The 25,305-nt window shown below is 64.3% G+C and carries 25 protein-coding genes; 15 read left to right on the forward strand and 10 right to left on the reverse strand.

Annotated features, from left to right (window positions below; all coding sequences use genetic code 11):
• Positions 1-5: 5 nt before the first annotated feature.
• The gene (locus EN853_RS10310) at positions 6-503 is read right to left on the reverse strand and encodes an isoprenylcysteine carboxylmethyltransferase family protein (RefSeq protein WP_127858467.1); all 498 of its coding nucleotides are present in this window, start codon (positions 501-503) and stop codon (positions 6-8) included.
• A gap of 667 nt (positions 504-1,170) precedes the next feature.
• The gene (locus tag EN853_RS10315; RefSeq protein ID WP_127858468.1) at positions 1,171-3,222 is read right to left on the reverse strand and encodes an elongation factor G; all 2,052 of its coding nucleotides are present in this window, start codon (positions 3,220-3,222) and stop codon (positions 1,171-1,173) included.
• Between EN853_RS10315 and EN853_RS10320 the strand changes: the two genes are divergently transcribed.
• Positions 3,221-3,433: a hypothetical protein gene (locus tag EN853_RS10320; RefSeq protein ID WP_127858469.1), complete on the forward strand. Its 213-nt coding sequence runs from the start codon at positions 3,221-3,223 to the stop codon at positions 3,431-3,433. The genes EN853_RS10315 and EN853_RS10320 overlap by 2 nt on opposite strands.
• Positions 3,434-3,568: 135 nt before the next feature.
• On the forward strand, positions 3,569-3,964 hold the full coding sequence (locus tag EN853_RS10325; RefSeq protein WP_127858470.1) for a cupin domain-containing protein: 396 nt from the start codon (positions 3,569-3,571) through the stop codon (positions 3,962-3,964).
• 60 nt (positions 3,965-4,024) lie between these two features.
• Here the strand turns inward: EN853_RS10325 and EN853_RS10330 are convergent, their stop codons facing one another.
• Positions 4,025-5,227 carry a pyridoxal phosphate-dependent aminotransferase gene (locus tag EN853_RS10330; protein ID WP_127858471.1) on the reverse strand — a complete coding sequence of 401 codons (1,203 nt, stop codon included), beginning with the start codon at positions 5,225-5,227 and terminating at the stop codon, positions 4,025-4,027.
• A 204-nt stretch (positions 5,228-5,431) separates the two neighbouring features.
• Between EN853_RS10330 and EN853_RS10335 the strand changes: the two genes are divergently transcribed.
• The 3 genes from EN853_RS10335 to EN853_RS10345 all read left to right on the forward strand — a co-directional run bounded on the left by EN853_RS10335 (position 5,432) and on the right by EN853_RS10345 (position 7,868).
• Positions 5,432-6,322 (forward strand): EAL domain-containing protein, encoded by an 891-nt coding sequence (locus EN853_RS10335; RefSeq protein WP_127858472.1) that lies wholly within the window; start codon positions 5,432-5,434, stop codon positions 6,320-6,322.
• Positions 6,319-7,179: an EAL domain-containing protein gene (locus tag EN853_RS10340; RefSeq protein WP_127858473.1), complete on the forward strand. Its 861-nt coding sequence runs from the start codon at positions 6,319-6,321 to the stop codon at positions 7,177-7,179. The genes EN853_RS10335 and EN853_RS10340 overlap by 4 nt, the downstream gene beginning before the upstream one ends.
• Before the next feature lie 80 nt (positions 7,180-7,259).
• Positions 7,260-7,868 carry a glutathione S-transferase family protein gene (locus EN853_RS10345; RefSeq protein ID WP_127858474.1) on the forward strand — a complete coding sequence of 203 codons (609 nt, stop codon included), beginning with the start codon at positions 7,260-7,262 and terminating at the stop codon, positions 7,866-7,868.
• A 221-nt stretch (positions 7,869-8,089) separates the two neighbouring features.
• Here EN853_RS10345 and EN853_RS10350 read toward each other — a convergent pair whose 3' ends face one another.
• Positions 8,090-8,302, reverse strand: a complete 213-nt coding sequence (locus EN853_RS10350) for a cold-shock protein (RefSeq protein ID WP_040970890.1) — start codon at positions 8,300-8,302, stop codon at positions 8,090-8,092.
• A gap of 274 nt (positions 8,303-8,576) precedes the next feature.
• Here EN853_RS10350 and EN853_RS10355 point away from each other — a divergent pair, with 274 nt between their 5' ends.
• Positions 8,577-8,906, forward strand: a complete 330-nt coding sequence (locus EN853_RS10355; protein ID WP_127858475.1) for a hypothetical protein — start codon at positions 8,577-8,579, stop codon at positions 8,904-8,906.
• Between the two features lie 3 nt (positions 8,907-8,909).
• Here EN853_RS10355 and EN853_RS10360 read toward each other — a convergent pair whose 3' ends face one another.
• On the reverse strand, positions 8,910-9,479 hold the full coding sequence (locus EN853_RS10360; protein WP_127858476.1) for a methylated-DNA--[protein]-cysteine S-methyltransferase: 570 nt from the start codon (positions 9,477-9,479) through the stop codon (positions 8,910-8,912).
• 174 nt (positions 9,480-9,653) lie between these two features.
• Between EN853_RS10360 and EN853_RS10365 the strand changes: the two genes are divergently transcribed.
• The 7 genes from EN853_RS10365 (at position 9,654) to EN853_RS10395 (ending at position 16,750) form a co-directional block, all read left to right on the forward strand.
• Complete coding sequence (locus tag EN853_RS10365) at positions 9,654-10,616, forward strand: lytic transglycosylase domain-containing protein (RefSeq protein ID WP_167524413.1); 963 nt, start codon at positions 9,654-9,656, stop codon at positions 10,614-10,616.
• Positions 10,617-10,688: 72 nt separating this feature from the next.
• Positions 10,689-11,186, forward strand: a complete 498-nt coding sequence (locus EN853_RS10370; protein WP_127858477.1) for a GNAT family N-acetyltransferase — start codon at positions 10,689-10,691, stop codon at positions 11,184-11,186.
• A 407-nt stretch (positions 11,187-11,593) separates the two neighbouring features.
• Positions 11,594-12,862, forward strand: coding sequence for an ABC transporter substrate-binding protein (locus EN853_RS10375; protein WP_245516906.1), 1,269 nt, complete (start codon positions 11,594-11,596; stop codon positions 12,860-12,862).
• A 122-nt stretch (positions 12,863-12,984) separates the two neighbouring features.
• On the forward strand, positions 12,985-13,899 hold the full coding sequence (locus tag EN853_RS10380) for a sugar ABC transporter permease (protein WP_127858591.1): 915 nt from the start codon (positions 12,985-12,987) through the stop codon (positions 13,897-13,899).
• Positions 13,896-14,723: a carbohydrate ABC transporter permease gene (locus EN853_RS10385; protein WP_245516924.1), complete on the forward strand. Its 828-nt coding sequence runs from the start codon at positions 13,896-13,898 to the stop codon at positions 14,721-14,723. The genes EN853_RS10380 and EN853_RS10385 overlap by 4 nt, the downstream gene beginning before the upstream one ends.
• A gap of 171 nt (positions 14,724-14,894) precedes the next feature.
• Complete coding sequence (locus EN853_RS10390) at positions 14,895-15,359, forward strand: cupin domain-containing protein (RefSeq protein WP_127858479.1); 465 nt, start codon at positions 14,895-14,897, stop codon at positions 15,357-15,359.
• Between the two features lie 293 nt (positions 15,360-15,652).
• Positions 15,653-16,750, forward strand: a complete 1,098-nt coding sequence (locus EN853_RS10395) for a branched-chain amino acid ABC transporter substrate-binding protein (protein WP_167524414.1) — start codon at positions 15,653-15,655, stop codon at positions 16,748-16,750.
• Position 16,751: 1 nt separating this feature from the next.
• On the opposite strand, the gene carB is transcribed toward EN853_RS10395, so the two are convergent.
• The 4 genes from carB to EN853_RS10415 all read right to left on the reverse strand — a co-directional run bounded on the left by carB (position 16,752) and on the right by EN853_RS10415 (position 22,429).
• Complete coding sequence (gene carB / locus EN853_RS10400; protein ID WP_127858481.1) at positions 16,752-20,255, reverse strand: carbamoyl-phosphate synthase large subunit; 3,504 nt, start codon at positions 20,253-20,255, stop codon at positions 16,752-16,754.
• 232 nt (positions 20,256-20,487) lie between these two features.
• Complete coding sequence (locus EN853_RS10405; RefSeq protein ID WP_127858482.1) at positions 20,488-21,312, reverse strand: SH3 domain-containing protein; 825 nt, start codon at positions 21,310-21,312, stop codon at positions 20,488-20,490.
• 2 nt (positions 21,313-21,314) lie between these two features.
• Positions 21,315-22,073, reverse strand: coding sequence for a metallophosphoesterase family protein (locus EN853_RS10410; RefSeq protein WP_127858483.1), 759 nt, complete (start codon positions 22,071-22,073; stop codon positions 21,315-21,317).
• Complete coding sequence (locus tag EN853_RS10415) at positions 22,073-22,429, reverse strand: helix-turn-helix transcriptional regulator (protein WP_127858484.1); 357 nt, start codon at positions 22,427-22,429, stop codon at positions 22,073-22,075. The genes EN853_RS10410 and EN853_RS10415 overlap by 1 nt, the downstream gene beginning before the upstream one ends.
• 194 nt (positions 22,430-22,623) lie before the next feature.
• On the opposite strand from EN853_RS10415, the gene EN853_RS10420 reads away from it, so the two are divergent.
• The gene (locus EN853_RS10420) at positions 22,624-23,802 is read left to right on the forward strand and encodes an MFS transporter (RefSeq protein WP_127858485.1); all 1,179 of its coding nucleotides are present in this window, start codon (positions 22,624-22,626) and stop codon (positions 23,800-23,802) included.
• Between the two features lie 35 nt (positions 23,803-23,837).
• Here the strand turns inward: EN853_RS10420 and EN853_RS10425 are convergent, their stop codons facing one another.
• Positions 23,838-24,302, reverse strand: coding sequence for a MarR family winged helix-turn-helix transcriptional regulator (locus EN853_RS10425; RefSeq protein WP_127858486.1), 465 nt, complete (start codon positions 24,300-24,302; stop codon positions 23,838-23,840).
• Positions 24,303-24,488: 186 nt separating this feature from the next.
• On the opposite strand from EN853_RS10425, the gene EN853_RS10430 reads away from it, so the two are divergent.
• A complete protein-coding gene (locus EN853_RS10430; protein ID WP_127858487.1) occupies positions 24,489-25,283 on the forward strand; it encodes an SDR family oxidoreductase in 795 nt (264 codons plus the stop codon).
• Positions 25,284-25,305: the final 22 nt, after the last annotated feature.

Raw genomic sequence — 25,305 nt, forward strand, 5'->3', positions numbered from 1 at the left:
GCGGCTTACCCTCGCCACGGTGTCAGCCGCGGCAGCCAGCCGGGAACGGCGCGGCGGTAGGTTTCGTATTCGGTGCCATAGCGGCGGGCGAGCGTCGGCTCTTCGTAGACTTTCACGAAGGAGATCATCGCCGCCGCGGCGATCAGGCCGTAGACGAGGACCGCCCAGCTCGAAAAGATGAGCACCTGGCCGAGGATGATCGACAGCACCGCCACATACATGGGGTTGCGCACATGGCGATAGACGCCGCCAACAACGAGCTTCTCGGTTGGCGCAACGGGGGCGGGCGTGCCCAGTCCCTCCAGGGCGAAGCGAGCGAAGGCGTGAAGCAGGACGCCTGCCGCCGCGACCACCAGGATCGAGCCCAGGGGCACGAAACCCGGCACCGTCGACAGCGGTATGCGATAATGGTCGCTTAGCAGCCAGGGTATCAGCCCCGCGACCACGCCAGGTGCGGCAACAAGGAATAGCGCGCTGCCGGCAATTGCCGAAAAAGTTCGCATCAGGCTCTCCTGCCGCAAAAATAAACGCGGGCTGCCCGAATCCACATCATTTACAATTCTGCGTATTTCCGGCCCGCATCGGCCCATTTCGCATATCAGCAATCGCTTCTGGCTCGGAAAGACCCAGGATTTCGGCCATTTTTCCTGGTCCTATCGGTCCCTGGAATAGGTTGGACCACAGCCTGCATGTTTTTGCATGCGTGTGTTGCAAAATAGATGCTTGTTTCTTGGGCATGATGAGCACATATATAGTTCATCTCCTGGGCGCGTTCTCCTCCCATTAGCGCCCTCGAGTGTTCCCCTCTGGAGGTTAGCCCTAATCGGCACTTCCAATCAAACTCAGCCGGATCTTTATTGATCCGGCTTTTTTGTTGCCCACAGATCACGCCGATACCGGAAATGCGTGCGCGAAAGCCACGTAACAGTGACATGTAACATCGGGTAACATGTCGCGGACGCTCTCTATCGATTAAGCAGATCATAGGACGCGGTTGGTCGGTTCGGGAGATGGGGGCATCACTCGGACAGGCCGGGCTCAGGCAGCTACCGCGTCCGAACCATTTTGTAATGCGGCGGACCTGCCGTACCTCCCAGGAGACGGTCCGCAATTAGAAACGGCGTCCGGAAGATCCGGGCGCCGTTTTTTCGTATCATCGAGCAAAGTCGGTCAGGCGGCCTTGCCGTTGGCGTTCATCGCCTCGTCGGCAAGGCGGCCGGTCAGCTCGGCCATATGGTCGAAGGCGGCCTTGTAGCTGGCGACGCCTGCCGTCGCCGAGCGCAGCTCGATGATCAGGTCGCCGATCTCGGCCTGAGGCATGGTCGCCTCGACCACGTCCCAGCCCGGCCAGCCGGGTCGCGCGTCATAGCCGAGGATCTGGCCGCGCCGCTGCGGGATCAGCGCGATGATCTTCGAGGTTGCATCCGACGGCGTGACGATCTCGACCTTCATGATCGGCTCCAGCAGGACCGGCGAACAGGCCGCCATACCCTCTTTCATCGCCAGCTTCGCCGCCATCTGAAAGGCCATGTCGGAGGAGTCGACCGCATGGTAGGAACCGTCCGAGAGATTGACGGCGACGTCGACCACCGGGAAGCCGAGCGGACCATTCTTCAGATAGTCGCGAACGCCCGTCTCCACCGACTGGATGTAGGTCTTGGGCACGACACCGCCGGTGATGGTGTCGGTGAACTGGAAGCCCGAGCCGCGCGGCAGCGGCTTGATCTCGATCACCACGTCGCCGAACTGGCCGTGGCCGCCGGACTGTTTCTTGTGGCGGCCGCGCTGCTGCGCGGATTTACGGATCGTTTCGCGATAAGGCACCGCCGGCGAATGGCCTTCGATCGGAATCTGGTTCTTGCCCTCCAGGCGCTCGCGCACAACGCGAAGATGCATTTCGCCATGCCCCGACAACACGGTTTCGGCGGAGTCCTGGTTGTGGCGCAGGCTGAGCGAGGGGTCCTCCTCGGCAAGCCTCTGGATCGCCGCCGACATCTTGACCTCGTCCTTGCGCTCCTTGGGGCGCAGCGCGAAGGCAAACACCGGTTGCGGCGATTCCAACGTCACCAGAGGCTTGATGCCGCCCTTGGCCGAACTCAGCGTCTGGCCGGTCCTGACGTTGTCTAGCTTGCCGAGCGCGACGGTATCGCCAGCCTTGGCCGATGACAGCTTCAACTGGTCCTTGCCCAGCATCTTGTAGATGCCGGAGACCTTCGTCGAGTCGCCATTGGAGAGGAAAAGCTCGGCCGCATCGGCCAATTGGCCGGAGAGCACGCGCGACACAGACAGCTTGCCGCCATGCGCGGTGTGGATGGTCTTCATCACCTGCACGACCGTCTGGCTGCCGTCGGGCGCGCCAAGTCGCTTGCGGGTCGCCTCGACGTCCGGCGCATCGTGGCGGATCGTCTTCAGCAGGCGCAGCACGCCGTTGCCTTTCTCCGCCGTGCCGATCAGAACCGGCGTCACCATGCCGGCGCGCAGGTCCGCGGCAAGGTCGTCGAAAATAGCGTCCTTCGGCGGTTCAATCTCCTCGAGCAACTGTTCCATCAACTGGTCGTCATGGTCGGCCAGGGTCTCCAGCATCGAGAAGCGCGCTTCAAGCTCGCGCGCCTTGTCGTCGTTCGGAATCTCGGCGACCTGGCTTTCGGCATATTCGCGGTAGACATAGGCCCGCTCGAGCGCGAGATCGATGGAGCCGATGACGACGCCGTCCTTGCGCAGCGGGATCTGGCGCAGCAGCAGCGGCGCCGAGCTCGCCGGCTGCAGCATCTTCAGCGTCTCGCGCACGCCGGCGATCGCCTTGTCCACCTTGTTGAGGAATAAGATGCGCGGCACGCCGAGATCGTCGAGCTTGCGCATGATGAGCTGGAGGGCCGGGATCTTCTTTTCGTCCGCTTCGGCCACGACCACCGCGACATCGCAGGCGGCAAGCACCGGCTCGGCCTCGAAGGCGAATTCGATGGAGCCGGGACAATCGACGAAGGTGAACTGCTCGCCCATGAATTCCGTAGTGGCAAAGGTCGCCTCGACGCTCATGGCGTGGGCGCGGGCCTCTGGGGAGTGATCGGAAACTGTGTTGCCCGATGATACGGGATTCTGGCGGGGAATGGCGCCCGTACGGGCGAGGATTGCTTCGAGAAGTGTCGTCTTACCGCTTGCGAAGGGACCGACTATGGCAATGCATTTCGGTCCCGTGCGTCGTCCTCCGGCGCGAGTACCCATGGCTGACCTCCACTCAGGCGTTTCCCAAGAGAGCGATCAGCAAAAGTGGAAACCGGTTTTGCGTCCGATCGCACCCTTTGAAGAGCGGCGGCCGGCCTGTTCGGCCGTCGCGGGCGGGGTTGTTGCTCACCACCTGCCGAAGGCCATCGTCACACGGGTTCGCGGAGAGGGCAAGGAAAATAGGAACGCCAATTGCCTTGCCGGCTTCTGAATTGGGCGCCGGTCGGCTTTACAATCGCATGGTCGACCTCAATCATGCTAGCGCCCGGAGCGATGTGGAGCGAATATCCGACTGCCAATCCGGCTTGCCCGCGTGGACGGCCGTCATACCTTGAGGATTTGAACGATGAAGATCATCGCATGCGGCAGCGTGCCGACGATTATCGCGCCCGAAAAGTATTTCACCGGCAAGGTGCTGCAGACGCCGATCATCGAGAAGGAGGCGCCGGCGCGGCTCAGGGCCACGCTGGTCAGCTTCGAACCGGGCGCCCGCACCCATTGGCACACGCACCCTCTCGGCCAGACGCTCTATGTCACGTCGGGCGCCGGGCTTGCACAGACATGGGGCGGGCCGATCGAGGTGATCAGAGCGGGCGATGTCATCTCCTTCGCGCCGGGCGAAAAGCACTGGCACGGCGCCGGGCCGAAAACCGCAATGACGCATGTTGCCATGCAGGAGGCGCTGGACGGCGTCCATGCCGACTGGCTGGAGGCGGTCACCGACGAGCAGTATGGCGGCTGAAATACCCACCAAAAAACCCGGCGCGAAGCCGGGTTCTCTCATTGGTCGCCGCGTTGCCCGTCAGGTCAGCGACGCGGTGAAGCGCTGGATGCGCGTGCAGGCTTCCTCCAGCAGCGTCTCCGACGTGGCGTAGGAGATGCGGAAGTTCGGCCCGAGGCCGAAGGCCGAGCCGAACACCACGGCAACGCCTTCGGCGTCGAGTAGCTCCGAGCAGAACGCCTCATCGCTGTCGATGACCTTGCCGCTCTTCGCCTTCTTGCCGATCAGCTCGGCGCAGGACGGATAGACATAGAAGGCGCCTTCCGGCGATGGGCAAGTGATGCCGCGCGCCTGGTTGAGCATCGAGACGACAAGATCGCGCCGCCCCTGGAAGATCGCCTTGTTCCTGGCGATGAAGTCCTGCGGACCGTTGAGCGCCTCGATGGACGCCCATTGCGCGATGGTGCAGGCGCCCGACGTCTGCTGGCCCTGGATCATGTCCATAGCCTTGACCAGCGGCACCGGGCCGGCGGCGTAGCCGATGCGCCAGCCGGTCATGGCATAGGCTTTCGACACGCCGTTCATGGTCAGCGTGCGCTCGTAGAGGTTCGGTTCCACCTCAGCGATGGTCTTGAAGACGAAGTCGCCATAGGTCAGATGCTCGTACATGTCGTCCGTCAGCGTCCAGACATGCGGGTGCTTGAGCAGCACGTCGGCCAGCGCGCGCAATTCGGCCTCTGTGTAGGCGGCGCCCGACGGGTTGGACGGCGAATTCATCAGCAGCCATTTCGTCTTCGGCGTGATCGCCTTTTCCAGCACCTCTGCGGTCAGCTTGAAGCCGTTGTCGATCGAGGTGTCGGCAAACACCGACGTGCCGCCGCAGATCGCCACCATTTCCGGGTAGCTCACCCAATAGGGACGGGGGATGATGACCTCGTCGCCGGGGTTCAGCGTCGCCATGAAGGCGTTGAACAGGATCTGCTTGCCGCCAGTGCCTACGATGGTCTGCTCCGGGCGGTAGTCGAGATTGTTCTCGCGCTTGAACTTCCTGGCGATCGCCTCGCGCAGTGGCGCGATGCCGGAAACCGGCGGATACTTGGTCTCGCCGCGACGGATCGCTTCGATCGCCGCGTTCTTGATGTTGTCGGGCGTGTCGAAATCCGGCTCGCCGGCACCGAGGCCGATGACGTCACGGCCGGCATTTTTCAGCTCGCGCGCTTTCTGCGTCACCGCGATGGTCGCGGAAGGCTTCACGCGGGAAAGGGCGTCGGCAAGAAAGGCCATGACAGAGCGTCTCCAAGAAGTGTCGCGGCCAGGAGCGGCCGCGGCGCCTCTCATGTCGCATCATCGGCCCAAGCGCAAGCATTGTCGGATGATCCAGGGGTCAAGGTGGCGTGAGCGGCAACTATAAATTCATCAACGACCGGTAAACCCTTGGCTGGCAGGATCGCAGATTGAATTCCGCCGGTTTGGCCGAGCGAGGGACCTTTGTCGCGCAGCATCGGGCTTGCTCATATCATCCGTCATGACGACGGCACCTCCAGCGGTGTCTGGGGCATCTACACGCTGCAGAGCGCCTTCCAGCCGATCTTCGCCTTCAACGACGGCAAGCTTTCGGTCGTCGCCTTCGAGGGATTGATCCGCCCGTTTCGCGACGGCGAGCCGCAGTCGCCGATGAGCTTTTTCGGCACTTGTCCGGCTGGCGACCGGCTGCATATCGAGGCGCTGACTAGGACGCTGCACCTGCTCAACGCCGGCGCCTGCCTGCCCGAAGAGGCGTCCGTCTTCGTCAATTTCGATCCGTCGGTGTTCACCGACCGCGCTATTGCCGACAAGGCACTGCGCGACATGCGCCTGGTGCTGCACGAGGCCGGCATCGATCCGCGCCGGATCGTGTGCGAGGTCACCGAGCAGAAGTCGGCTTCGCAGGAGACGCTCTACAGCTTTGTCGAGGCGCTGCGCGCCAACGGCTTCCGCATCGCCGTCGACGACTACGGCGCCGACGATTCCGACATCAACCGCGTCAAGGAATTGCGGCCGGACATCGTCAAGTTCGACGCCCAGTGGATCACGCAGCTCATGGAGTCCGGGGCCGGTTTCGCGCTGCTGACCGCGATGGTGAGCAGTTTCGAGAGCCAGGGCATCCGCACGGTTTTCGAAGGTATCGAGGAAGGCTGGCAGCTGGACCTCGCCGAAAAATCCGGGGCCTCGATGGTGCAAGGCTATGTGCTTGCCCGGCCGGAATTGGCGCCGACCAGTTTCGGCGAGAGCATGCGGGCGCCTGAGGCTGAAGAGAGCAAGGCCACGGTCGCCGCCAATCCCGCTCCCGTGCGGCCGTCGCGGCCGGCGAAGGCGTTCGGGCGCAAGGTGACGCCATGACCGCACGGCCCGACAGGCGGCGTGATGTCGACGAGGCGATCTTCGCCGACGAGATCGGCCTTCAGTTCGGCGTCTATGGCGAGTTCCGGCTGTGGAGTTGCTATCAGCCGATCTTCGCGCCGCAGGGCAGGACGCTCAAGGCCGTTGCCGTGGAGGCGCTGATCGAGCCGCGGCGCGTCGCAACGCCGGTTGCGCCGCAGGTCTTCTTCGACAGCGTCGCGACGGCGGACCGGCTGTTCGTCGAGACGATGTGCCGGAGACTGCATCTCGGCAACTACCGCAACATCGGCGTCGACGGGCTTGCGCTGTTCTTCAACTACGACCCGACGATCAATGATCATCTCGGCCGGGCGCTGGCCGAGATCCGCCTTATGACCAGACATCTCGACGATTTCGGCCTCTCGCCCGCCATGCTGGTCTGCGAGATCACCGAGCAGGCGGCCGACGACCATGTGCTTGCCTGCCTCGTGCGCGAGATGAGGCGGGACGGCATCCGCATCGCCATCGACGATTTCGGCACCGGACATTCGACCGAAGCGCGCATCGGCCTGCTTTCGCCCGACATCGTCAAGATCGACGGCGGCTGGTTCGCTGAGTTCTGCCGCCATGCCGCCGCCGAACGGTTCTTCCGGCCGCTGGTCTCGATGCTGCACGACCGCGGCGCCAAGGTTCTGGTCGAAGGCATCGAGCAGGCTACGCATCTGCGCGTCGCGCTGGACGGCGGCGTCGACCTCTTGCAGGGGTATCATCTTGCCCGCCCGGCGCTTGCGGGCACGATCTTCAACGAGGAGCCGCTGTCGATCGACGCGCTGCTTGGCATGGACAACAAGGTCGTGCCCTTGCATCAGCGCCGCTGATGTTTGCGCCAAAACAAATCACTGGATGAGCGCCGCGCAGGCGAGGTAGAGCCTGTCGATCGTCGCGCGAGGTGAAGGCCATGATACTCTACGACATGATCGACAGCGGCAATTGCTACAAACCGCGCCTGTTGATGGCAAAGCTCGGCATTCCCTTCACCCGTGTCGAGGTGAGCTCGCATACAGGCGAGACGCGCAAGGCCGACTACGTCGCCAAGAACCCGAACGCGATGGTGCCGCTACTCGAGCTCGACGATGGCCGGCGCATCGCCGAATCCAACGCCATCCTGCTCTATCTCGCCGAAGGCACGCGCTTCCTGCCGGCCGACAAATATGAGCGGGCGCTGGGCTATCAGTGGCTGTTCTTCGAGCAATATAGCCACGAGCCTTACATCGCGGTGCGCAAGGCGCTGCTCACCTTTCCGGAACGGGCCAAGGACGCGACGCCGGAGCGGCTGGCGCAGACGCTGGAGCGCGGCAACAAGGCGCTCGGCGTGATGGACAAGCATCTGGAGCAGAACGCCTTCTTCGCCGGCAGCGCCTACAGCGTCGCGGACATTGCGCTCTACGCCTACACCCATACCGCCGGGAAGGGCGGCTTCCAGCTCGACGCCTATCCGGCCGTGGTGGAGTGGCTGAAGCGGGTGGAGGCTGACAAGGGACATGTGCCCATCAAGTGGTTGCCCTAGGCAAATTCCTTCGTGGCCTAAATCAGACAACAAAAAAGGCGGGCAATGCCCGCCTTCCTATGCCGGTAGCCTGATCGGGAGCGTTGGGGCCGGGCCGTCAGCAATCTGCTGCTTCGGCTTGTCGGACCCTTTCGTTCCGGCGCGCTTATCGCGCGACCGTCAGTACATCCGTGACTTGCCGCGCGCTCCGAACCTTCGTCCGACGCGCGCCCTGCGCTAAATCAGGCTGCCTTGCTCAGAGACCCAGCAGCGGACTTGCCGGTGCGGCGGTCCTGCTCGATCTCGAAGTTGATCTTCTGGCCTTCAACGAGGGTGGTCATGCCAGCGCGCTCGACGGCGGAGATGTGGACGAAAACGTCCGCGCCGCCATTGTCAGGCTGGATGAAGCCGTAGCCCTTGGTGGCGTTGAACCACTTGACCGTACCAGTTGCCATGTAAATGCCCTTCACATTTGCTTCGTTTGACCGGACCAAAGCCCGGCCGGTGGTATCGAAATTTTGGAGACGTCAGCAAACGCGAAGATCGCGAGGCCCGATCGATCGGCCAAATTCAATGCGCCGGATATAGTATGGTTCGCGGACGAAAACAAGATGGCGTTACCGCCATGTGCCGCGATAGCGTGCAACGGAGCGCGCCGATCGCGTGGACGTTTTTAGGCCATGCGCGCGTTGTGGAGGAATGACACGCTCGCTGTTTCAGGAGAGGATCATGAAGAGAATTCTGCTTGCCGCCTGCCTGATGCTGGTGGCCGCCGAGGCGCAGGCTGTCTCGCGCTACGACCCGACGCGCATGAGCTGCGATCGCGTGCAGGCGACGATCGCCAGGCAGGGCGCCGTCATCCTGCGCTATCAGTCGAGCCGCGTGCCGGGACTGCCGCTCTATGACCGCTATGTGCGGGACGAGCGCTTCTGCAACATGGGCGAGGTGAGGGCCAGGGCCTATGTGCCGAGCGCCGACACCAGGTCCTGCCCCGTCTATATCTGCAAGCGGCCGGACTTCGACCGGCATTTTCGCCGCCGCCTCTTCCCGCATTACTGAGGCCTAGAACCCGAACGACGCCTGCGCGGCCGGCGGCGGGCCAACGCGCACGCCTTCCATGGCCAGCATCTTTTCCTTGGTCGCCGAGCCGCCGGGAGCCGAGAAGCCGCCGATCTTGCCGCCCGCGGCAAGGATGCGGTGGCATGGAATGACCAGCGGCACCGGATTGGCGCCGAGGGCCGCACCCGTCTCGCGGGCGAGGCCGGCATGGCCGGCGCGCTTGGCAAGCTCACCATAGGTGGTGGTCTCGCCGAAGCCGAGCTTGCGCGCGGCGTCATAGATGGCGAGACGGAAATCGTCGACGCCGTCGAGGTCGACCGGCACGCCCGAGAAATCGACATCCTCCCCGGCGGCATAGGCCTTGATCGAGGCGATCAATTCGACCACCCATTGCGGCTGTTCGGTGGCGCTTGGGACCCCACCATGGCGAAACAACCGGCGCTCGACCGCTTCGCGGCTGCGCTCGGGCAGGCAGAGTCGGATCAGGCCCTTTTCGCTCCAGGCAATGCCCATGAAGCCGATCACTGTTTCTAACACTGCGTGGCCGGCCGTGATCGGTGATGCGTTTTCCATGGCGTGCTCCTGTCGGCAAACTGCGAAAAACGGGTACATGAACAGTACAGATAGGGAACAATATTGCAGTTCGCACCGAGTCCCGCCACCCGAAAACCGCTTAGGTCCGCTGATTGCCGGCGAAGAATCGCTGGTGTAAGGACTTCTTAACAACCGACAATCGGACTGCAGGGCTTGGCAGCGAAAATCATACTCACCGCGATCGGCGTGCTCGTTGCCGCCGCCGGCCTCAGCGGCTGCACTTCGACCTCGCAGATGAAGGCCGCGCCCCAGCTTGCGGCAGCTTCGACGCCGACCGTCGAGGACGACACGCCGACCATCGCGCTGCCCGAAACAGTAGCCGTGCTGCCGGAGCCTTCCGGTCTTGCGCAGGTACAGACGGCGGCGCTGACCGGCGATGCAGTGGCGTTGGTGACGACCCCCGGGGCGACGACGCCTGGTGCCCTGTTGCCGCCGCCGGCGCAGCCCGGCGCAGCCCTTCCACCGCCCGCGCAGGCCACCGCGTTCGCGGGCTCGACGCCGGTCGCCGGCCAGTTTCCGCCGCCGCCGGTGCTGATGGCCGGCGCCTCGCCGACCGGCCCCGGTTCGCTCAAGCAGGCAGCCGTCTACAGGACCGCCGGCGTTGCCATGCCCGTCACCGGCCAGTCGGCGAAGGTGGCTCCCATGCCCGGTGTCCAGCAGGCCGCCTATGTGGTGCCGCAGAACCCGGCGCTGCTTGCGCAGCCGAGCCAGCCCGAGCAGCATGCCACGGGGCCGCGCGCCGAGATCGAGCGGCTGATCGAGAAGTATTCGGCGATCTACGAAGTGCCGGTCGAGCTGGTGCGCCATGTCGTCAACCGCGAGAGCACGTTCAACCCGAAAGCCTTCAATCACGGCCATTGGGGGCTGATGCAGATCAAGCACGCGACGGCGCGCGGCATGGGCTATGACGGGCCGGCCAGCGGTCTGTTCGACGCCGAGACCAATCTCAAATACGCGGTCAAATATCTGCGCGGTGCCTGGCTGGTCTCCGGCGGCAACGCCAAGCGGGCCGACATGCTCTACCAGACCGGCTATTACTACGACGCCAAGCGCAGGGGCATGCTCGAGGCGACGGGCCTCGGCGTCGACCGCCGCCGCCTGCAGCCAGGCGCCTGAGCATACGGTCCGCTGAAGGTCGCCCAAAAGCGCGCAGCCTTTCGGGCACGTGGCTGATTTTGGGGCAGGGACATGCATGAAGATCCAGGCCCTCGCCCGCCGGCACCCAACGACATCCGCCTTCGCAAGCTTCTCGACGACACGCTGACCGCGCCGCATTGGCCGGAAGGTTTCGTCATGCGCCTTTTCGAGCACAGGGATGCGCAAGCGCTGCATGCGCTCCTGGAAGAGGTGTTCGACGACGGCACCGACGGTCCGTTCGACGAGTGGTGGCAGCGCATCTCGGGCGATGCCGAGTTCGATCCGGACCTTTGTTTCCTCGTCATCGACAGCAAGGGGCTGCTGGCGGGCGCCGCGCTTTGCTGGGCGTCCGGCTTCGTCAAGGATCTCGCCGTTCACCCGGACTCCAGAGGGCAGGGCATCGGCGAGGCACTCATGCGACATGTGTTCCTGACGTTCCGCGACAGGGGCGCCGTCCATGTCGACCTCAAGACCAACACGGTGAAGAACACCGTCGCTTTCAGGCTCTACGAGCGGCTGGGCATGATCCCGGTCGCCTGGGAAGGCTAAGGACATTTCTGCCCCTGCCGACGGCCCCGCAGGCTGATACGCGGCGGCATTGTGAAGCGCTTCACACAGGTTGACGTTAGGACATGCTAATGCGTCGTCGTGCCGGGCGGCCGATCGGCGGATCGACGCTGGCAAGGCGTCGGAGGAGGCTGTGCCGGCATGCGTCAGCCACTCCAAGGCGGGCTCCGGGGCGGCGGGTTTCGGAGTCCGCCCGCTTTGGTTTGAACGCCGCCCATTCCTCCAGCCAGATCGCAATCTTCCGCGTCCGTTCAGGAACCGGCACGCCGCTGATATATGCGGAATGGCTCATATTGGAACCCAAAGCGGCGCTCCGCATTCAAGTGCTGGGTGGGCATCTGAGGGCTGTCGACGCGCGCAGTCGGTAGCCGCAAGGGAGGTCCACCGCCGTGAAGCTTTTTCATGCACTCTTGGCGCTGGCAGTCGGCGTGATGTTCGCGGTGGTTCCCGCCCGCGCGGTCGAGCTGTCGATCGTATCGGGAGACACCGGCAACGGCATCAAGGTGCTGCGCGAGATACTCGACCAGTATGAGAAGCAGAGCGGCAACAAGGTCAACATCGTCGTCATGCCGCCGTCGACGACGGACCAGTTCGGCCAGTACAAGCTGTGGCTCGCCGCCGGAAACACCGACATCGACGTCTACCAGACCGACGTGATCTGGGCGCCGCAGCTCGCCAGTCAGCTCGTCGACCTGACCGCGGCGACCAAGGATGTCGCGGCCAAGCATTTTCCCTCGATCATCCAGTCGCAGACCGTCAACGGCAAGCTGATCGCGCTGCCGATCTTCACCGACGCGCCGGCGCTCTATTACCGCAAGGATCTCCTCGACAAATACGGCGCCAAGGTGCCGGCCACCTGGAAGGAGATGGCCGATACCGCAAAGCTCGTCATGGACAAGGAGCGCGCGGCCGGCAACAAGGACATGTGGGGTTTCGTCTTCCAGGGCAACGCCTATGAAGGGCTGACCTGCGACGCGCTCGAATGGGTGATGTCGAATGGCGGCGGCTCGATCATCGAGCCGGACGGCACCGTCTCCATCAACAACCAGCAAGCGGCGGCGGCGCTCGACATGGCCAAAGGCTGGATCGGCACCATCGCGCCGCCGGGCGTGCTTGCCTATCAGGAGGAGGAATCGCGCGGCGTCTGGCAGACCGGCAACGCGGTCTTCATGCGCAACTGGCCCTACGCCTATGCGCTGGGCAACGGCGCGGACGCGCCGATCAAGGGCAAGTTCGACGTGGCGCCGCTGCCTGCGGGCACCGGCGAGGGCGCGCGGCCAGTCGCGACGCTCGGCGGCTGGAACCTCGCGGTCTCCAAATATTCGAAAAACCCGGACGCCGCGATCGACATGGTCAAGTTCATTGCTTCGCCCGAAATGCAGAAATACCGGACGCTCAGAACCTCCAACCTGCCGACCATTCAGGCGCTCTATGACGATGCCGACATCGCCAGGGAGCAGCCGATCATCCCGCGCTGGAAGGAGGTCTTTCTCAACGCGGCGCCGCGCCCCTCGGCGGCGGTCAAAGTCAAGTACAACGAGGCATCGAGCCAGTTCTGGACCGCCGTGCACAAGACCTTGTCCGGCGAAGGCAGCGCCGCCGACAACCTCGCCGATCTCGAAGTGACACTGACCAAGCTGAAGGGCAGCGGCTGGTGAGCGCGGAGCCTGTGGGGGCAGGCTCCGGCGTTCGTGCCAGCAGGGCCGTCGCCGGCGGGTCCGCGCTGACAAAGGCGGGCCCGCCGGGAGCGGCTGCTGTACGGCGCCCATCCTCGCGGCTGATGCGCCAGCGCGTGCGCTCGGCCTGGCTGTTTCTCACGCCGATGCTTCTGGTGCTCGCCGCCGTCGCCGGCTGGCCGCTCATCCGCACCGTCTATTTCAGCTTCACCGACGCTTCGCTCTCCGACCTCGACGCCCGCCAGTGGGTCGGCTTCGCCAACTACTTCTCGGTGCTCAGCATGCCGAGTGGTCGCACGATCTATGACGGGCTGCTTGTCGATCCGGTGTGGTGGCGCGCGGTCTGGAACACGGTGCGCTTCACCGCGATCTCGGTCGTCTGCGAGACCGTCCTCGGCATGATCGTCGCGCTCGTGCTCAACGCCGAGTTCCGCGGCCGCGGCATCGTCAGGGCAGCGATCCTCATTCCCTGGGCGATCCCGACGATCGTCTCGGCCAAGATGTGGCAGTGGATGCTCAATGACCAGTTCGGCATCATCAATGTCGTGCTGCTCGGTCTCGGCCTGATCCACGCCAAGATCGCCTGGACCGCCAGCGCCGACACGGCGATGGTCGCGGTGCTGATCGTCGACATCTGGAAGACGACGCCGTTCATGGCACTCTTGATCCTTGCGGCGCTGCAGATGCTGCCGCGCGAGATCATCGAGGTGGCGAGACTCGACGGCGCCAACCCATGGCAGATCTTCTGGCGGGTCACCTTGCCGTTGATCCGCCCGGCGGTGATGGTGGCGGTGATCTTCCGCGCGCTCGATGCGCTGCGCATCTTCGATCTGATCTACGTGCTGACGCCGAACAATGTGCAGACCAAGTCGATGTCGGTGTTCGCGCGCGAGAACCTGTTCGAGTTCGACAAGTTCGCCTATGGCTCGGCCACCTCGACGCTGCTGTTCCTGATCCTGGCGTTGCTCACCATTTCCTACATCCGCATCGCCCGGTTAAGCCTGGACGGAGGCCGCTGATGAAATTCCTGAAGCGCATGGCCTTCTACTCGCTGGTTGCGGCAATCGTCTTCATCGCCGTCTTCCCATTCTACTACGCCATCGTCACCAGCCTGAAATCGGGGACCGAACTGTTCGAGGCAAGCCTTTGGCCGCAGACGATCAGCCTCGCCAACTACCGGAACGTGCTGACCGAAGGCACCTTCCTGCGCAACCTGGCCAACTCGCTGCTCGTGTCGGGTGCCGTCGTCCTGATCTCGCTGCTGCTCGGCGTCACCGCCGCCTATTCGCTGGCGCGCATCCGCTTCCGCGGCCGTTCGGCGCTGATGCTCGGCATCCTGTCGGTGTCGATGTTCCCGCAGGTGGCGGTGCTGGCCGGCCTGTTCGAGATGATCCGCTGGGCGGGCCTCTACAACTCGCTCATCGCGCTGATCTTCTCCTACATGATCTTCACCTTGCCGTTCACCGTCTGGGTGCTCACTACCTTCGTGCGCGACCTGCCGGTCGAGATCGAGGAGGCGGCGATCCTCGATGGCGCGACGCCGTGGATCATCATCACGCGCGTATTCCTGCCGCTGATGTGGCCGGCGCTGGCGACGACGGGGATGCTCGCCTTCATCGGCGCGTGGAACGAGTTCCTGTTCGCGCTGACCTTCACCTCCAACAACGCGCAGCGCACCGTGCCGGTGGCGATCGCGCTGCTTTCCGGCAGCTCGCAGTTCGAGATCCCCTGGGGCAACATCATGGCCGCCTCGGTGGTCGTCACCGTGCCGCTGGTGGTGCTGGTGCTGATCTTCCAGCGCAAGATCGTTTCGGGCCTCACCGCCGGCGGCGTCAAGGGGTGAGCGCGAGGGCCAAAAGAGGGCGTAAAAGGTTTGAAATCGTGCTCTACGGGGCGCCGTAGAGCGCCATGGCAAGCGTTCTCGCGCAACACCCTTGGCGAATCCCGTATCGCAAGCTGGCTCTGTGCCTTCGCTCGCCGTGAACTACACTGCGGCATCAATCCGGGAGGTCCCATGCCCAAGATCGACCTATCCACCGTCCCCGTTCGCAAAGGCTCCGGCTACCCTGCGCCCTTCGACCAGCCCTGCGCCGAGCGCACGCGGCAGCGCCTGGGCGATGCCGGCGGATTGAAAGATTTCGGCGTCAACCTGATGACGCTGCCGCCCGGCGGCTGGTCGAGCCAGCGCCACTGGCACAGCCATGAGGACGAGCTCGTCTATGTGCTGGAGGGCGAGCTGACGCTGGTCGAGGACGGCGGCGAGACGCTGCTCAAGGCGGGCGATAGTGCTGCCTTCGCCAAGAACAGCGGCGACGGCCACCACATGATCAACCGCTCATCGGTGACGGCGCGCTATCTGGAGGTCGGCTCGCGCAACCCGGACGATCTCATCACCTGCTCCGACATCGACATGATGAGCCCGAGTTCAGATGGACGGTTCCTGCACAAGGATGGGATGCCGTATCCGGGGCAGGGGTGAGATAGGCTCCCCCTTCTCCCCTTGTGGGAGAAGGTGTCGCCAACGGCGGGATGAGGGGTGTTGGAAGGATCGCTACGATGAAGAAATGGGCGCTTGAGGTATCCTATTCTTCAGCGCCTCGTTTCTTCCAACAGCCCTATCCGTGAGTTTGACCGTTCCAGCCGAGGCTTTCAATTTACCGAACTAGCATGTTATTTTCTTCTTTCAGCTAAATACTTTTGGGGGTGAGGATGGGTGAGCTAGGGGCTGCGTTGTCGCGGTTTTTCACAATATTAGCCGCTGGACTATTGGCTATGACGGTGCTGACGACTCCCGAGCCGGCTACAGCAAAATGCGATGATATTCCGATGGCAGTAGTCGGTCCCATGACCGGCGATTGGGCGTACGACGGTGAAGAGATGCGGCGGGGTGCTCAACTTGCGGTAGATGACATCAACGCCAAAGGCGGGATACGTGGATGCAAGATAGCACTCATAGTCCTTGATGATCAGAATACGCCGGCAACCGCGATAGCCCTTGCCAAAAAACTGGCAAAAGACGGAGTTCGCTTTGTTATCGGCCACTTCAACTCAGGCAATTCTGTTCCCGCCGCGATGATTTATGCCAAGAACAACACCCTGATGATCAGTCCCGCATCGACAAATCCCGGTCTCACCGAACTCAATTTCTGGAATGTTCTTCGGACGGCGGGTCGCGACGATATTCAGGGGGCGTTTGCCGGCGAGTATATGGCCGATCATTTTCAAGAAAAGAATCTCGCAATCATTAGCGATGGCACGCCCTATGGAGATGGCTTGGCGAACAAAGCAAGGAAGACGTTACGAGCGAGGGCACATCCTGAGAAGCTGGCAAAGAAGATTAAATTTGGTCAAGGTGATTTTTCAGACCTCGTCAACCAACTCAAATTGATGAAGATCGAAGTCCTCTTCTTTGCTGGGCTTGCCAACGATTTTGGCCCGCTCATCCGCCAAACAAAGGAAGCTGGACTGAATGTTCAGTTCATCTCTGGAGATGGAGCTCTAGTCCACGATCTGCCGGGGAAGGCAGGACCTGCGTTGGAGGGCGTTCTAATCGCGTTCTCGCTCGACGACCGCGGCAACCCCGCCGCAGGCGACGTTGTTGCGCGTTTTCGTTCTCAAGGATTCGAGCCGGCAGACTACACGCTGAAGTCCTATGCGGCAGTCCAGGTGGCGGCCAAGGGTATCGAAATAGCGGGCAGTCAAGCGCCGAGGGCTGTTGTGGCTTCCATAAAGTCCGGTCAGCCAATTCCGACCGTGCTGGGAAACCTAACCTTCGATGCCAAAGGAGACCGGATTCAGCGTGACGTAACAATGTATGTCTGGAAGAAGCGGCCAGACGGCACACTCACAATGGATTTTAAGTCCCCATAGTCTAAGCAAAATACTCCTGCAGCGGCGTCACCTCCAGGCTCCCCGCCCGTAGCGCTGCAATCGCCTCGGCCACAGCCGCAGCACCCGACAGCGTCGTGTAATACGGCACCTTCTGCATCAGTGTCGCGCGGCGCAGCGACTTCGAGTCCGACACCGCCTTCTGGCCGTCGGTGGTGTTGAAGACGATCTGGACCTGGCGGTTGCGGATGGCGTCCTCGATGTGGGGGCGGCCTTCCAGCACCTTGTTGATCTTTTCGGCCACCACTCCGTTCTCGGCGAGGAAGCGTGCGGTGCCGGAGGTGGCGAGGACCTTGAAGCCCTGGTCGGCGAGGCGTTTTACCGCGGGCAGGATGCCCTTCTTGTCCTCGTCGCGGACCGAGACGAACAGCGTGCCGGAGCGGGGGAGGTCGACACCCGCCCCGAGCTGGCTCTTGGCGAAGGCCAGGGCAAAATCGCGGTCGAGGCCCATCACCTCGCCGGTCGAGCGCATTTCCGGTCCGAGCAGGATGTCGACGCCGGGGAAGCGGGCGAAGGGGAAGACGGCCTCCTTGACCGCGATGTGGCCGGGATTGCGCGCGTCGGGCATGGCGCCGTAATGGGCGAAGGCGTTTTCCAGGGTCTCGCCGGCCATGATGCGGGCCGCAATTTTCGCGATGGGACGCCCAATGGTCTTGGCGACGAAAGGCACGGTGCGCGAGGCGCGCGGGTTGACCTCCAGCACATAGACCGTGCCGTCCTGGATGGCGTATTGCACGTTCATCAGGCCGCCGACATTGAGCGCGCGGGCGAGCGCCGCGGTCTGCCGCTCCAGCTCGTCGACGAGGTCCGGGTGCAGCGCGTGCACCGGGAGCGAGCAGGCGCTATCGCCCGAGTGGATGCCGGCCTCCTCGATATGTTCCAGGATGCCGGAGACGAAGGTCTCCTTGCCGTCGCACAGGCAGTCGACATCGACCTCGATGGCGCCGGTGAGGTAAGTGTCGAAGAGCAGCGGGTTCTTGCCGAGCAGCGTGTTGATCTGGCCGGTCTTGTCGGCGGGGTATTTCTGCTTGATGTCCTCCGGCACCAGGCCGGGCACGGTGTCGAGCAGGTAGGTCTGCAGCATGCCCTCGTCATGGATGATCTGCATGGCGCGGCCGCCGAGCACATAGGACGGGCGCACCACCAGCGGGAAGCCGAGCTCGCCGGCGACGAGGCGAGCCTGCTCGACCGAATAGGCGATGCCGTTCTTCGGCTGGGTGAGGCCGAGCTTGTGCAACAGCTTCTGGAAGCGGTCGCGGTCCTCCGCGAGGTCGATCATGTCGGGCGAGGTGCCGAGGATCGGGATGCCGGCCTTCTCCAGCGCGTCGGCCAGCTTGAGCGGCGTCTGGCCGCCGAACTGGACGATGACGCCGACGAGCTCGCCGGACGACTTCTCGGCGCGCAGGATCTCCAGCACGTCCTCCGCCGTCAGCGGATCGAAATAGAGGCGGTCGGAGGTGTCGTAGTCGGTCGAGACGGTCTCCGGGTTGCAGTTGACCATGATCGCCTCGTAGCCGGCGTCGCGCAGCGCGAAGGCGGCATGGCAGCAGCAATAGTCGAACTCGATGCCCTGGCCGATGCGGTTCGGGCCGCCGCCAAGGATGACCACCTTCTTGCGCGACGACACCCGCGCCTCGTTGTCGAGCGCTCCGGCGAAGGGCACCTCATAGGTCGAGTACATGTAGGCGGTGGGCGAGGCGAATTCGGCGGCGCAGGTGTCGATGCGCTTGTAGACCGGGTGAACGTCGAGCTTTTCGCGCGCGCTCTGAACGTGTTCGGCGTCGGTCTTCGTCAGCGACGCGAGGCGGGCATCGGAAAAGCCCATCGCCTTCAGCATGCGGAGATTCTCGGCATCCTGCGGCAGCCCATGCTCGCGGATGCGCTCCTCCATGGCGATGATGCCGGCGATCTGCTCGAGGAACCAGGGGTCGATCTTGCACATGGCGTGCACGTCTTCGAGCGACGTGCCCATGCGGATCGCCTGCGCCACCATGCGAAGCCGGTCGGGCGTCGGCGTGCCGAGCGCGGCCCGGATGGCGTTGCGGTCGTCGACGTGGTTGGCGGCGGTAGGCCCATGGCCGATGCCGGGGATCTCGATCTCGTCCAATCCGGTCAGGCCGGTCTCCAGTCCGCGCAGCGCCTTCTGCAGCGATTCCTGGAAAGTGCGGCCGATGGCCATCACTTCGCCCACCGACTTCATGGCGGTGGTCAGCACCGGCTCGGCGCCCGGGAATTTCTCGAAGGCAAAGCGCGGGATCTTCGTCACCACGTAGTCGATGGTCGGCTCGAACGAGGCCGGCGTCGCGCCGCCGGTGATGTCGTTCTCAAGCTCGTCCAGCGTGTAGCCGACGGCGAGCTTGGCCGCGACCTTGGCGATCGGGAAGCCGGTGGCCTTGGAGGCAAGGGCGGAGGAGCGCGAGACGCGCGGGTTCATCTCGATCACCACCAGGCGGCCGTCGGCCGGGTTGACGGCGAACTGCACGTTCGAGCCGCCGGTCTCGACCCCGATCTCGCGCAGCACCGCGATCGAGGCGTTGCGCATCATCTGGTATTCCTTGTCGGTCAAGGTCAGCGCCGGCGCGACGGTGATGGAATCGCCGGTGTGCACGCCCATCGGATCGAGGTTCTCGATCGAGCAGATGATGATGCAGTTGTCCGCCTTGTCGCGGACGACCTCCATCTCGTACTCCTTCCAGCCGAGCACGCTCTCCTCGATCAGCACCTCGGTGGTGGGCGAGGCGTCGAGGCCGGACTGGACGATATCGTAGAATTCGGCGCGGTTGTAGGCGATGCCGCCGCCGGTGCCGCCCATGGTGAAGGAGGGCCGGATGATGGCCGGCAGGCCGACATGGTCGAGCGCCTCCGCGGCGATCGCCATGGCGTGGCTGATGTAGCGCTGCTTGCGGTCGCCCTCGCCAAGATTCCAGCGGGTCTCCAGCGCGTCGAGCGCGGCATTGAGGTTCGGCGGGTTCTCGGCCTTGAGCGCGGCGCGCTCGGCCTCGTGCGTCTTGCGGTCGGCGTTCTTGACGTCGGTGGCGTTGGCCAGCATCGAGCGCGGCGTCTCCAGGCCGATCTTGCTCATTGCCTGGCGGAACAGGGCGCGGTCCTCGGCCTTGTCGATGGCGTGAGCGTCGGCGCCGATCATTTCGACATTGTAGCGGTCGAGCACGCCCATGCGGCGCAGCGAAAGCGCTGTGTTGAGCGCCGTCTGGCCGCCCATGGTGGGCAACAGCGCGTCGGGGCGCTCCTTGGCGATGATCTTGGCCACCACTTCCGGCGTGATCGGCTCAATATAGGTGGCGTCGGCCAGCTCCGGATCGGTCATGATGGTGGCCGGATTGGAGTTGACCAGGATGACGCGGAAACCCTCTTCCTTCAGCGCCTTGCAGGCCTGCGTGCCGGAATAGTCGAACTCGCATGCCTGGCCGATGACGATGGGGCCGGCCCCGATGATCAGGATCGACTTGATGTCGGTGCGTCTTGGCATGTCTACAGGTTCCGTTCGGCGAGCGGCTTGCACGAAAAACCGGGCGGGGGGAGGACCCGGCCGGTTGTGCTTGCGATTCTGGTATCAGGCTAGGAGGGCCTTATAGGGAAGAGTTTTGGCGGATGTAACCCCGAAAATGAGGGATTAGGCAGTGGGGAATAGGCAATAGGGTAACAGGCGGCGGGCTGTCTTTCTCCTACTGCCTAATCCCTACTGCCTACTCCCTTATCAACTACTCGCCGAGCGCAAGCGCGTCGGTGATCTCGAAACGCTCGGAAACGCCGACGCGGATCATGTTGAGCGTACCCTCGCGGGTGAAGCGGAACTTGTCTGGAGAGTCCGAGCCGGCCGGCTGGCCGCCATGGAAGGTGATGACGCGCGTTCCGCCGTCGGGCCAGGTCACGGTCACCGTCACCGTGCTGTCGGCGTCCTTGCGTGCGACGCTGACCTCGCAGCGGGTCATCGGCTGGCCGATGCGGCGCGCGCAGGGGATGCCGTCGGCAGCATCGGGAGCAGGGGTGTCGGATTGAGCGGTTGCAGAGGCCGCGAAGGCGAGACCATAGGCATCCTGCATGGCGGTCCTGCCGATGTCGGCCGCCGACGGCGGCTCGGCCGGCTCGGTGCCGCCCAAGCGCGCGCCGATATCCGGTTGCGGCTCTTCGGAAGGCTGGGGCGCGGTGGCTTGCTGAGGCGAGCCGGCCTCGGCTGCAGGTGCTGCGCCATCTTCAGGTGCCGGCGCCGGATTGTTTGGGCTCAGATAGCGGGCGGGCGCCCATCCGGTGACGTGGGCGTCCTGCGTGTCCTCGACCTTGCACCAGGGATAGTTGTTGACGAGCTTGCAGCCGTAATTCTTCACGGCCGTGCCGTTGGGCAAGCGGGCCTCCACCTTTCCACCCGGCGAAGCGGTGGCGCGGATGTTGAGGAGATCGTCCGGCGCAAGACCGCCGATGATCGAAATGATCGTCCCGGGCGCTTCCTGAGCCAAGGCCGGCAGGGCGGCCGCGAGCAAAGGAGCGGCGATCAGCAGCGTCGATCGGAGCGCAGCTTTGCGCCTCATCCTCAATCCTTCATGAAACCGGTTCGCAGCGCATGCGCCCATTCTGGTCTGCCCGCCTGTTCGGCCTGCTTTGCGGCGGCTTCATGGTCGTAGTCGACGGCGATCGCCTCGAAGCGGTCGGGGCGGTAAGCTGCATCCAACTCGACGATGCCATAGCGCGCATGCGGGGTGCCTTGCTCTGAGACATGCGCTGGCGGCGTGTCGTCGTCGTAGGCCGGGCAGCCGACGCTGCCAGGGTTGAAGATGACCGGGCCGCCCGGAATGCGGACGAGCTCGCTGCGATGGCTGTGGCCGCAGAGCGCGATCCGGCAGCCGGGGTCGAGCGACTTCAGCCGCCGCCTGATGGCGGCGAGCGGCGCCCGCACCAGCTGGCCGTCGACGATCGCGTCGGCAAGGTATTTTTCGTCATGGTCGGGCCTGGCGTGGAAGGCGACAATGCCCGGCGCGATCTCGAGCGTGAGCGGCAAGGCGAACAGCGCCTGGCGCTGTGCCGGTGTCAGTCGCTCCTGCGCATAACGGTCGGACGGCCACATGTTCTCGTCGGCCGGGTCCTCGGCGACACGGCGGTCGTGGTTGCCGCGCACGGTCGGCAGGCCGAGTGCTTCCAGCCGCTCCATCGTTTCGCGCGGCCACAGCGGACCGGAAACGCAATCGCCGAGATTGACGGTGAGGTCGGCGCCGCCGCGCCGCTCGAGATCGTCGAGCACGGCGTCCAGAGCGAGCACGTTGCCGTGGATGTCGGCGAGGACGGCAATGCGCATCAGGCGTCGATTTCGCTGTCGGCGGTGCCGACCATGGGCAGCGCCTTGTCCTCGCCAGCAGCGGCGATCACGCTGTCGAGCAGGCCGGGGAAGCGCTTGTCGAGGTCGTCGCGGCGCAGCGTGATCAGACGGCTGGTGCCGACGACTTCGGCGCGCGTGACGCCCGCCTCGCGCAATTTGGCGAGGTGGTAGCTGAGGTTGGTCTTGGAGGCGAGATCGAGGAACTTGCTGCAGTTCAGCGGCACGCCTTCCTTGCTGGCGAGATAGCGCACGATGGCAAGCCTGGTCGGGTCGCCGAGCACGGCAAGCACGATCGGCAGGCTGATCTGGTCGGCGGTTGGATGGGGCAGGGTCATGGCTGAGAATTAAGCACAAACGGCGTCAAGTTCAACGCGCCTCCTCCACGTGCCGGTTTAAGAAGCTTTCTGATTTTTTGCCCCGTCCTGACACAGGGCTGTCAGCAGGGTTCGGTTATTTTTGTCCGGCTGCGTTGACATCATGCTCCTTCATGTCCAATTGTTCAATGACTTTTGAACTAAGGACAAATCCCATGGACAAGCGGCTTTACTGGCTGGCGCTCGGGTCTTTCACGATCTCGACCGAAGGCTTCGTCATCACCAGCCTTCTTCCCGATATCGCCGCGGATGCCGGCATCTCCGTTCCGCTTGCCGGTTCGCTGATCACCGCCTTCGCCCTTGCCTACGCGGTTGGCGCGCCGGTGCTCGCGACGCTGACCGGCGACTGGGATAGGCGGCGCGTCATCCTGTGGACGCTGGTGTTCTTCGTCATCGGCAATATCGTCGCGGCGCTGAGCTCGTCCTTCGAATTGCTGCTGATCGCGCGCATCGTCATGGCGCTCTCGTCCGGCCTGTTCGCGGCGACCGCGCAAGGCACGGCGGTGGCGCTGGTCGACGACCATCACCGGGCGCGTGCCATCGCGGTCGTGGTCGGCGGCACAACGGTCGCGGTGGCTGTCGGCGCCCCGCTCGGCGCGCTGGTCGCGGCCATTGCCGGCTGGCGCGGCACCTTCTTTGCCATCGCCGGCCTTGGCGCGCTTGCCGGCGCGATCCTGTGGTGGCGGCTGCCGCGCGGCATCGTTGGCACCAGGCTGCCACTGAAGCGCAGGCTGGCCGCGGCGGTCCGGCCCGGCATCATGCCGATCCTTTTGACGACCGTGCTGGCGCTGACCGGCGCCTTCACCGTCTTTGCCTTCATCGCGCCTTTGGCGATCGAAGGCGGAGGGCTCAGCCCGCTCGCGCTGCCCGGCATGCTGCTTGCCTTCGGCGTCGGCGCGGTCATCGGCAACATTGCCGGCGGCCAGGCGGCCGACCGGTTCGGCGCGACGCGCACCGTCGGCTGGTCGCTGGCGCTCTCGGCTGCGATGCTCGCCACCTTCTCGCTGATCCCGACCTTCCTGCCGCATTCAATCGCCGGGCCGGCGCTGATGGGCATGATGGTGCCGTGGGGCATCGTCGGCTGGGCGTTCCCGCCGGCGCAGGCGAGCCGCATCATCAGGATCGCCCCTGATGCGGCGCCCATCGTGCTCTCGCTGAATGCGTCGGCGCTCTATTTCGGCGTTGCGCTCGGCGCGGTGGTCGGCGGCGCGGTGCTGCGCTTCGGCGCGCCGGCCGATCTCGGCGTGATCGCAGCGATGTTCCCGATCGCCGGGCTAGGTGTCGTGCTTGCCGGCCGGGCGTTTGCCCGCCCTGTTGCGATGCCGGCCGAATAGAACAACCAAGGAATTGATCGGCGGTGGCCGCTTCTTCAATCCGAAGGAGCGGCCGCCGGCATCTGCAAATCCAGATCAGCCACCGCGTCCAGCGTTGCGCGCAGCTTCGCGGCCTGTTCCGCGCCGACCCTTTCCTCGAATTGCCGCTGGGCGGCGCTCCACAGCTTGATCGCCTCGTCAAGCTTGGCCTCTCCCTGCGGCGTCAGGCGCACGCGCTTGATGCGGCGGTCGTCCTTGTCGGCGAAAGTCTCGACATAGCCGTCGCGGATCAGCGGCTTCAGCGTGTGGCCGAGCGCCGACAGATCCATGATCAGCGCCTCGGCGATGGCGCCCATCGCCGGCTCGCTGCTGACATGGATCTGGAAGAGCAGGCCAAATTGCGTGCCCTTCAAGCCCGAAGGCGCCAGCGCGTCATCGTAGAAGCGGCCGAGCCTGCGCGCGGCGCGCCGCAGCGTGGCGTTGTTGCAGCGGCTGAATCCCGCCCGCTGAGCTTCGGTCATGTTCACTCCCTGCCGGCGAGGATTGGTGCGCCAGCCTGCCGCAGAAATAGTTTTCCCAACCGCCGTTGACAAGATAGTGGCATATACCTACTTCGATGAAAGTGGCATATGCCACTATTTGGCTAATCGGCTCCGCCTTGGTCAGTCGAGGCCGAGAGCGCGGACAGCACGAAAAGGAACAGGACAATGAGCAAGACAGACAACAAGGGCACGGCCGTGATCACCGGCGCCTCCTCGGGTATCGGCGCGGTCTATGCCGACCGGCTGGCCGGTCAGGGCTATGATCTGGTGCTGGTGGCGCGACGCGCCGACCGGCTGCAGGAGGTGGCGGACAGGCTGGCCTATGCCTATGGCCGCAAGGTCGAGACGATCGTCGCCGATCTCGCAAACGACGCCGATCTGCGCCGGGTCGAGCAGGCGATCGCGACGGACGAGAGCGTGACGCTGTTGGTCAACAACGCCGGCATGGGCGGCATCGAGACGGTGGCCGATGCCGATGCGGACGCTGCCGAGAGCATGATCAAGGTCAATGTCGTGGCACTGACCAGGCTGACCCGCGCGGTGCTGCCGGGGCTGCTCGCGCGCAATCGCGGCGCCGTCGTCAACATCGCCTCGGTGGTTGCCTATGGCATCGCCGTCGGCGGCATCTACAGCGGCACCAAGGCCTATGTCGTCAACTTCACCGAAGCCCTGCAGAAGGAGGTCGCCGGCACCAAGGTGCGGGCGCAGGTGGTGCTGCCGGGGCCGATCCGGACCGAGTTCTGGGACGTCTCCGGCATCAGCCTCGACAGGATCAACCAGGACTGGATCATGAGCGCCGACGATCTGGTCGATGCCGCACTTGCCGGGTTCGCGCAGGGCGAGACCGTCACCGCGCCCGGCCTTGCCGATGCTGCCGAATTGGCTACGTATCTCGGCGCGCGCGACCACTTCTACGGCAGCCTGTTCGCCGGCAAGCCGGCGGCCCGCTACGCGGTCTAAGGGCTACTGCACGCTGGTTCCT

The organism is Mesorhizobium sp. M1C.F.Ca.ET.210.01.1.1 (assembly GCF_004791585.1).
In the GTDB taxonomy this organism is placed as follows: domain Bacteria; phylum Pseudomonadota; class Alphaproteobacteria; order Rhizobiales; family Rhizobiaceae; genus Mesorhizobium.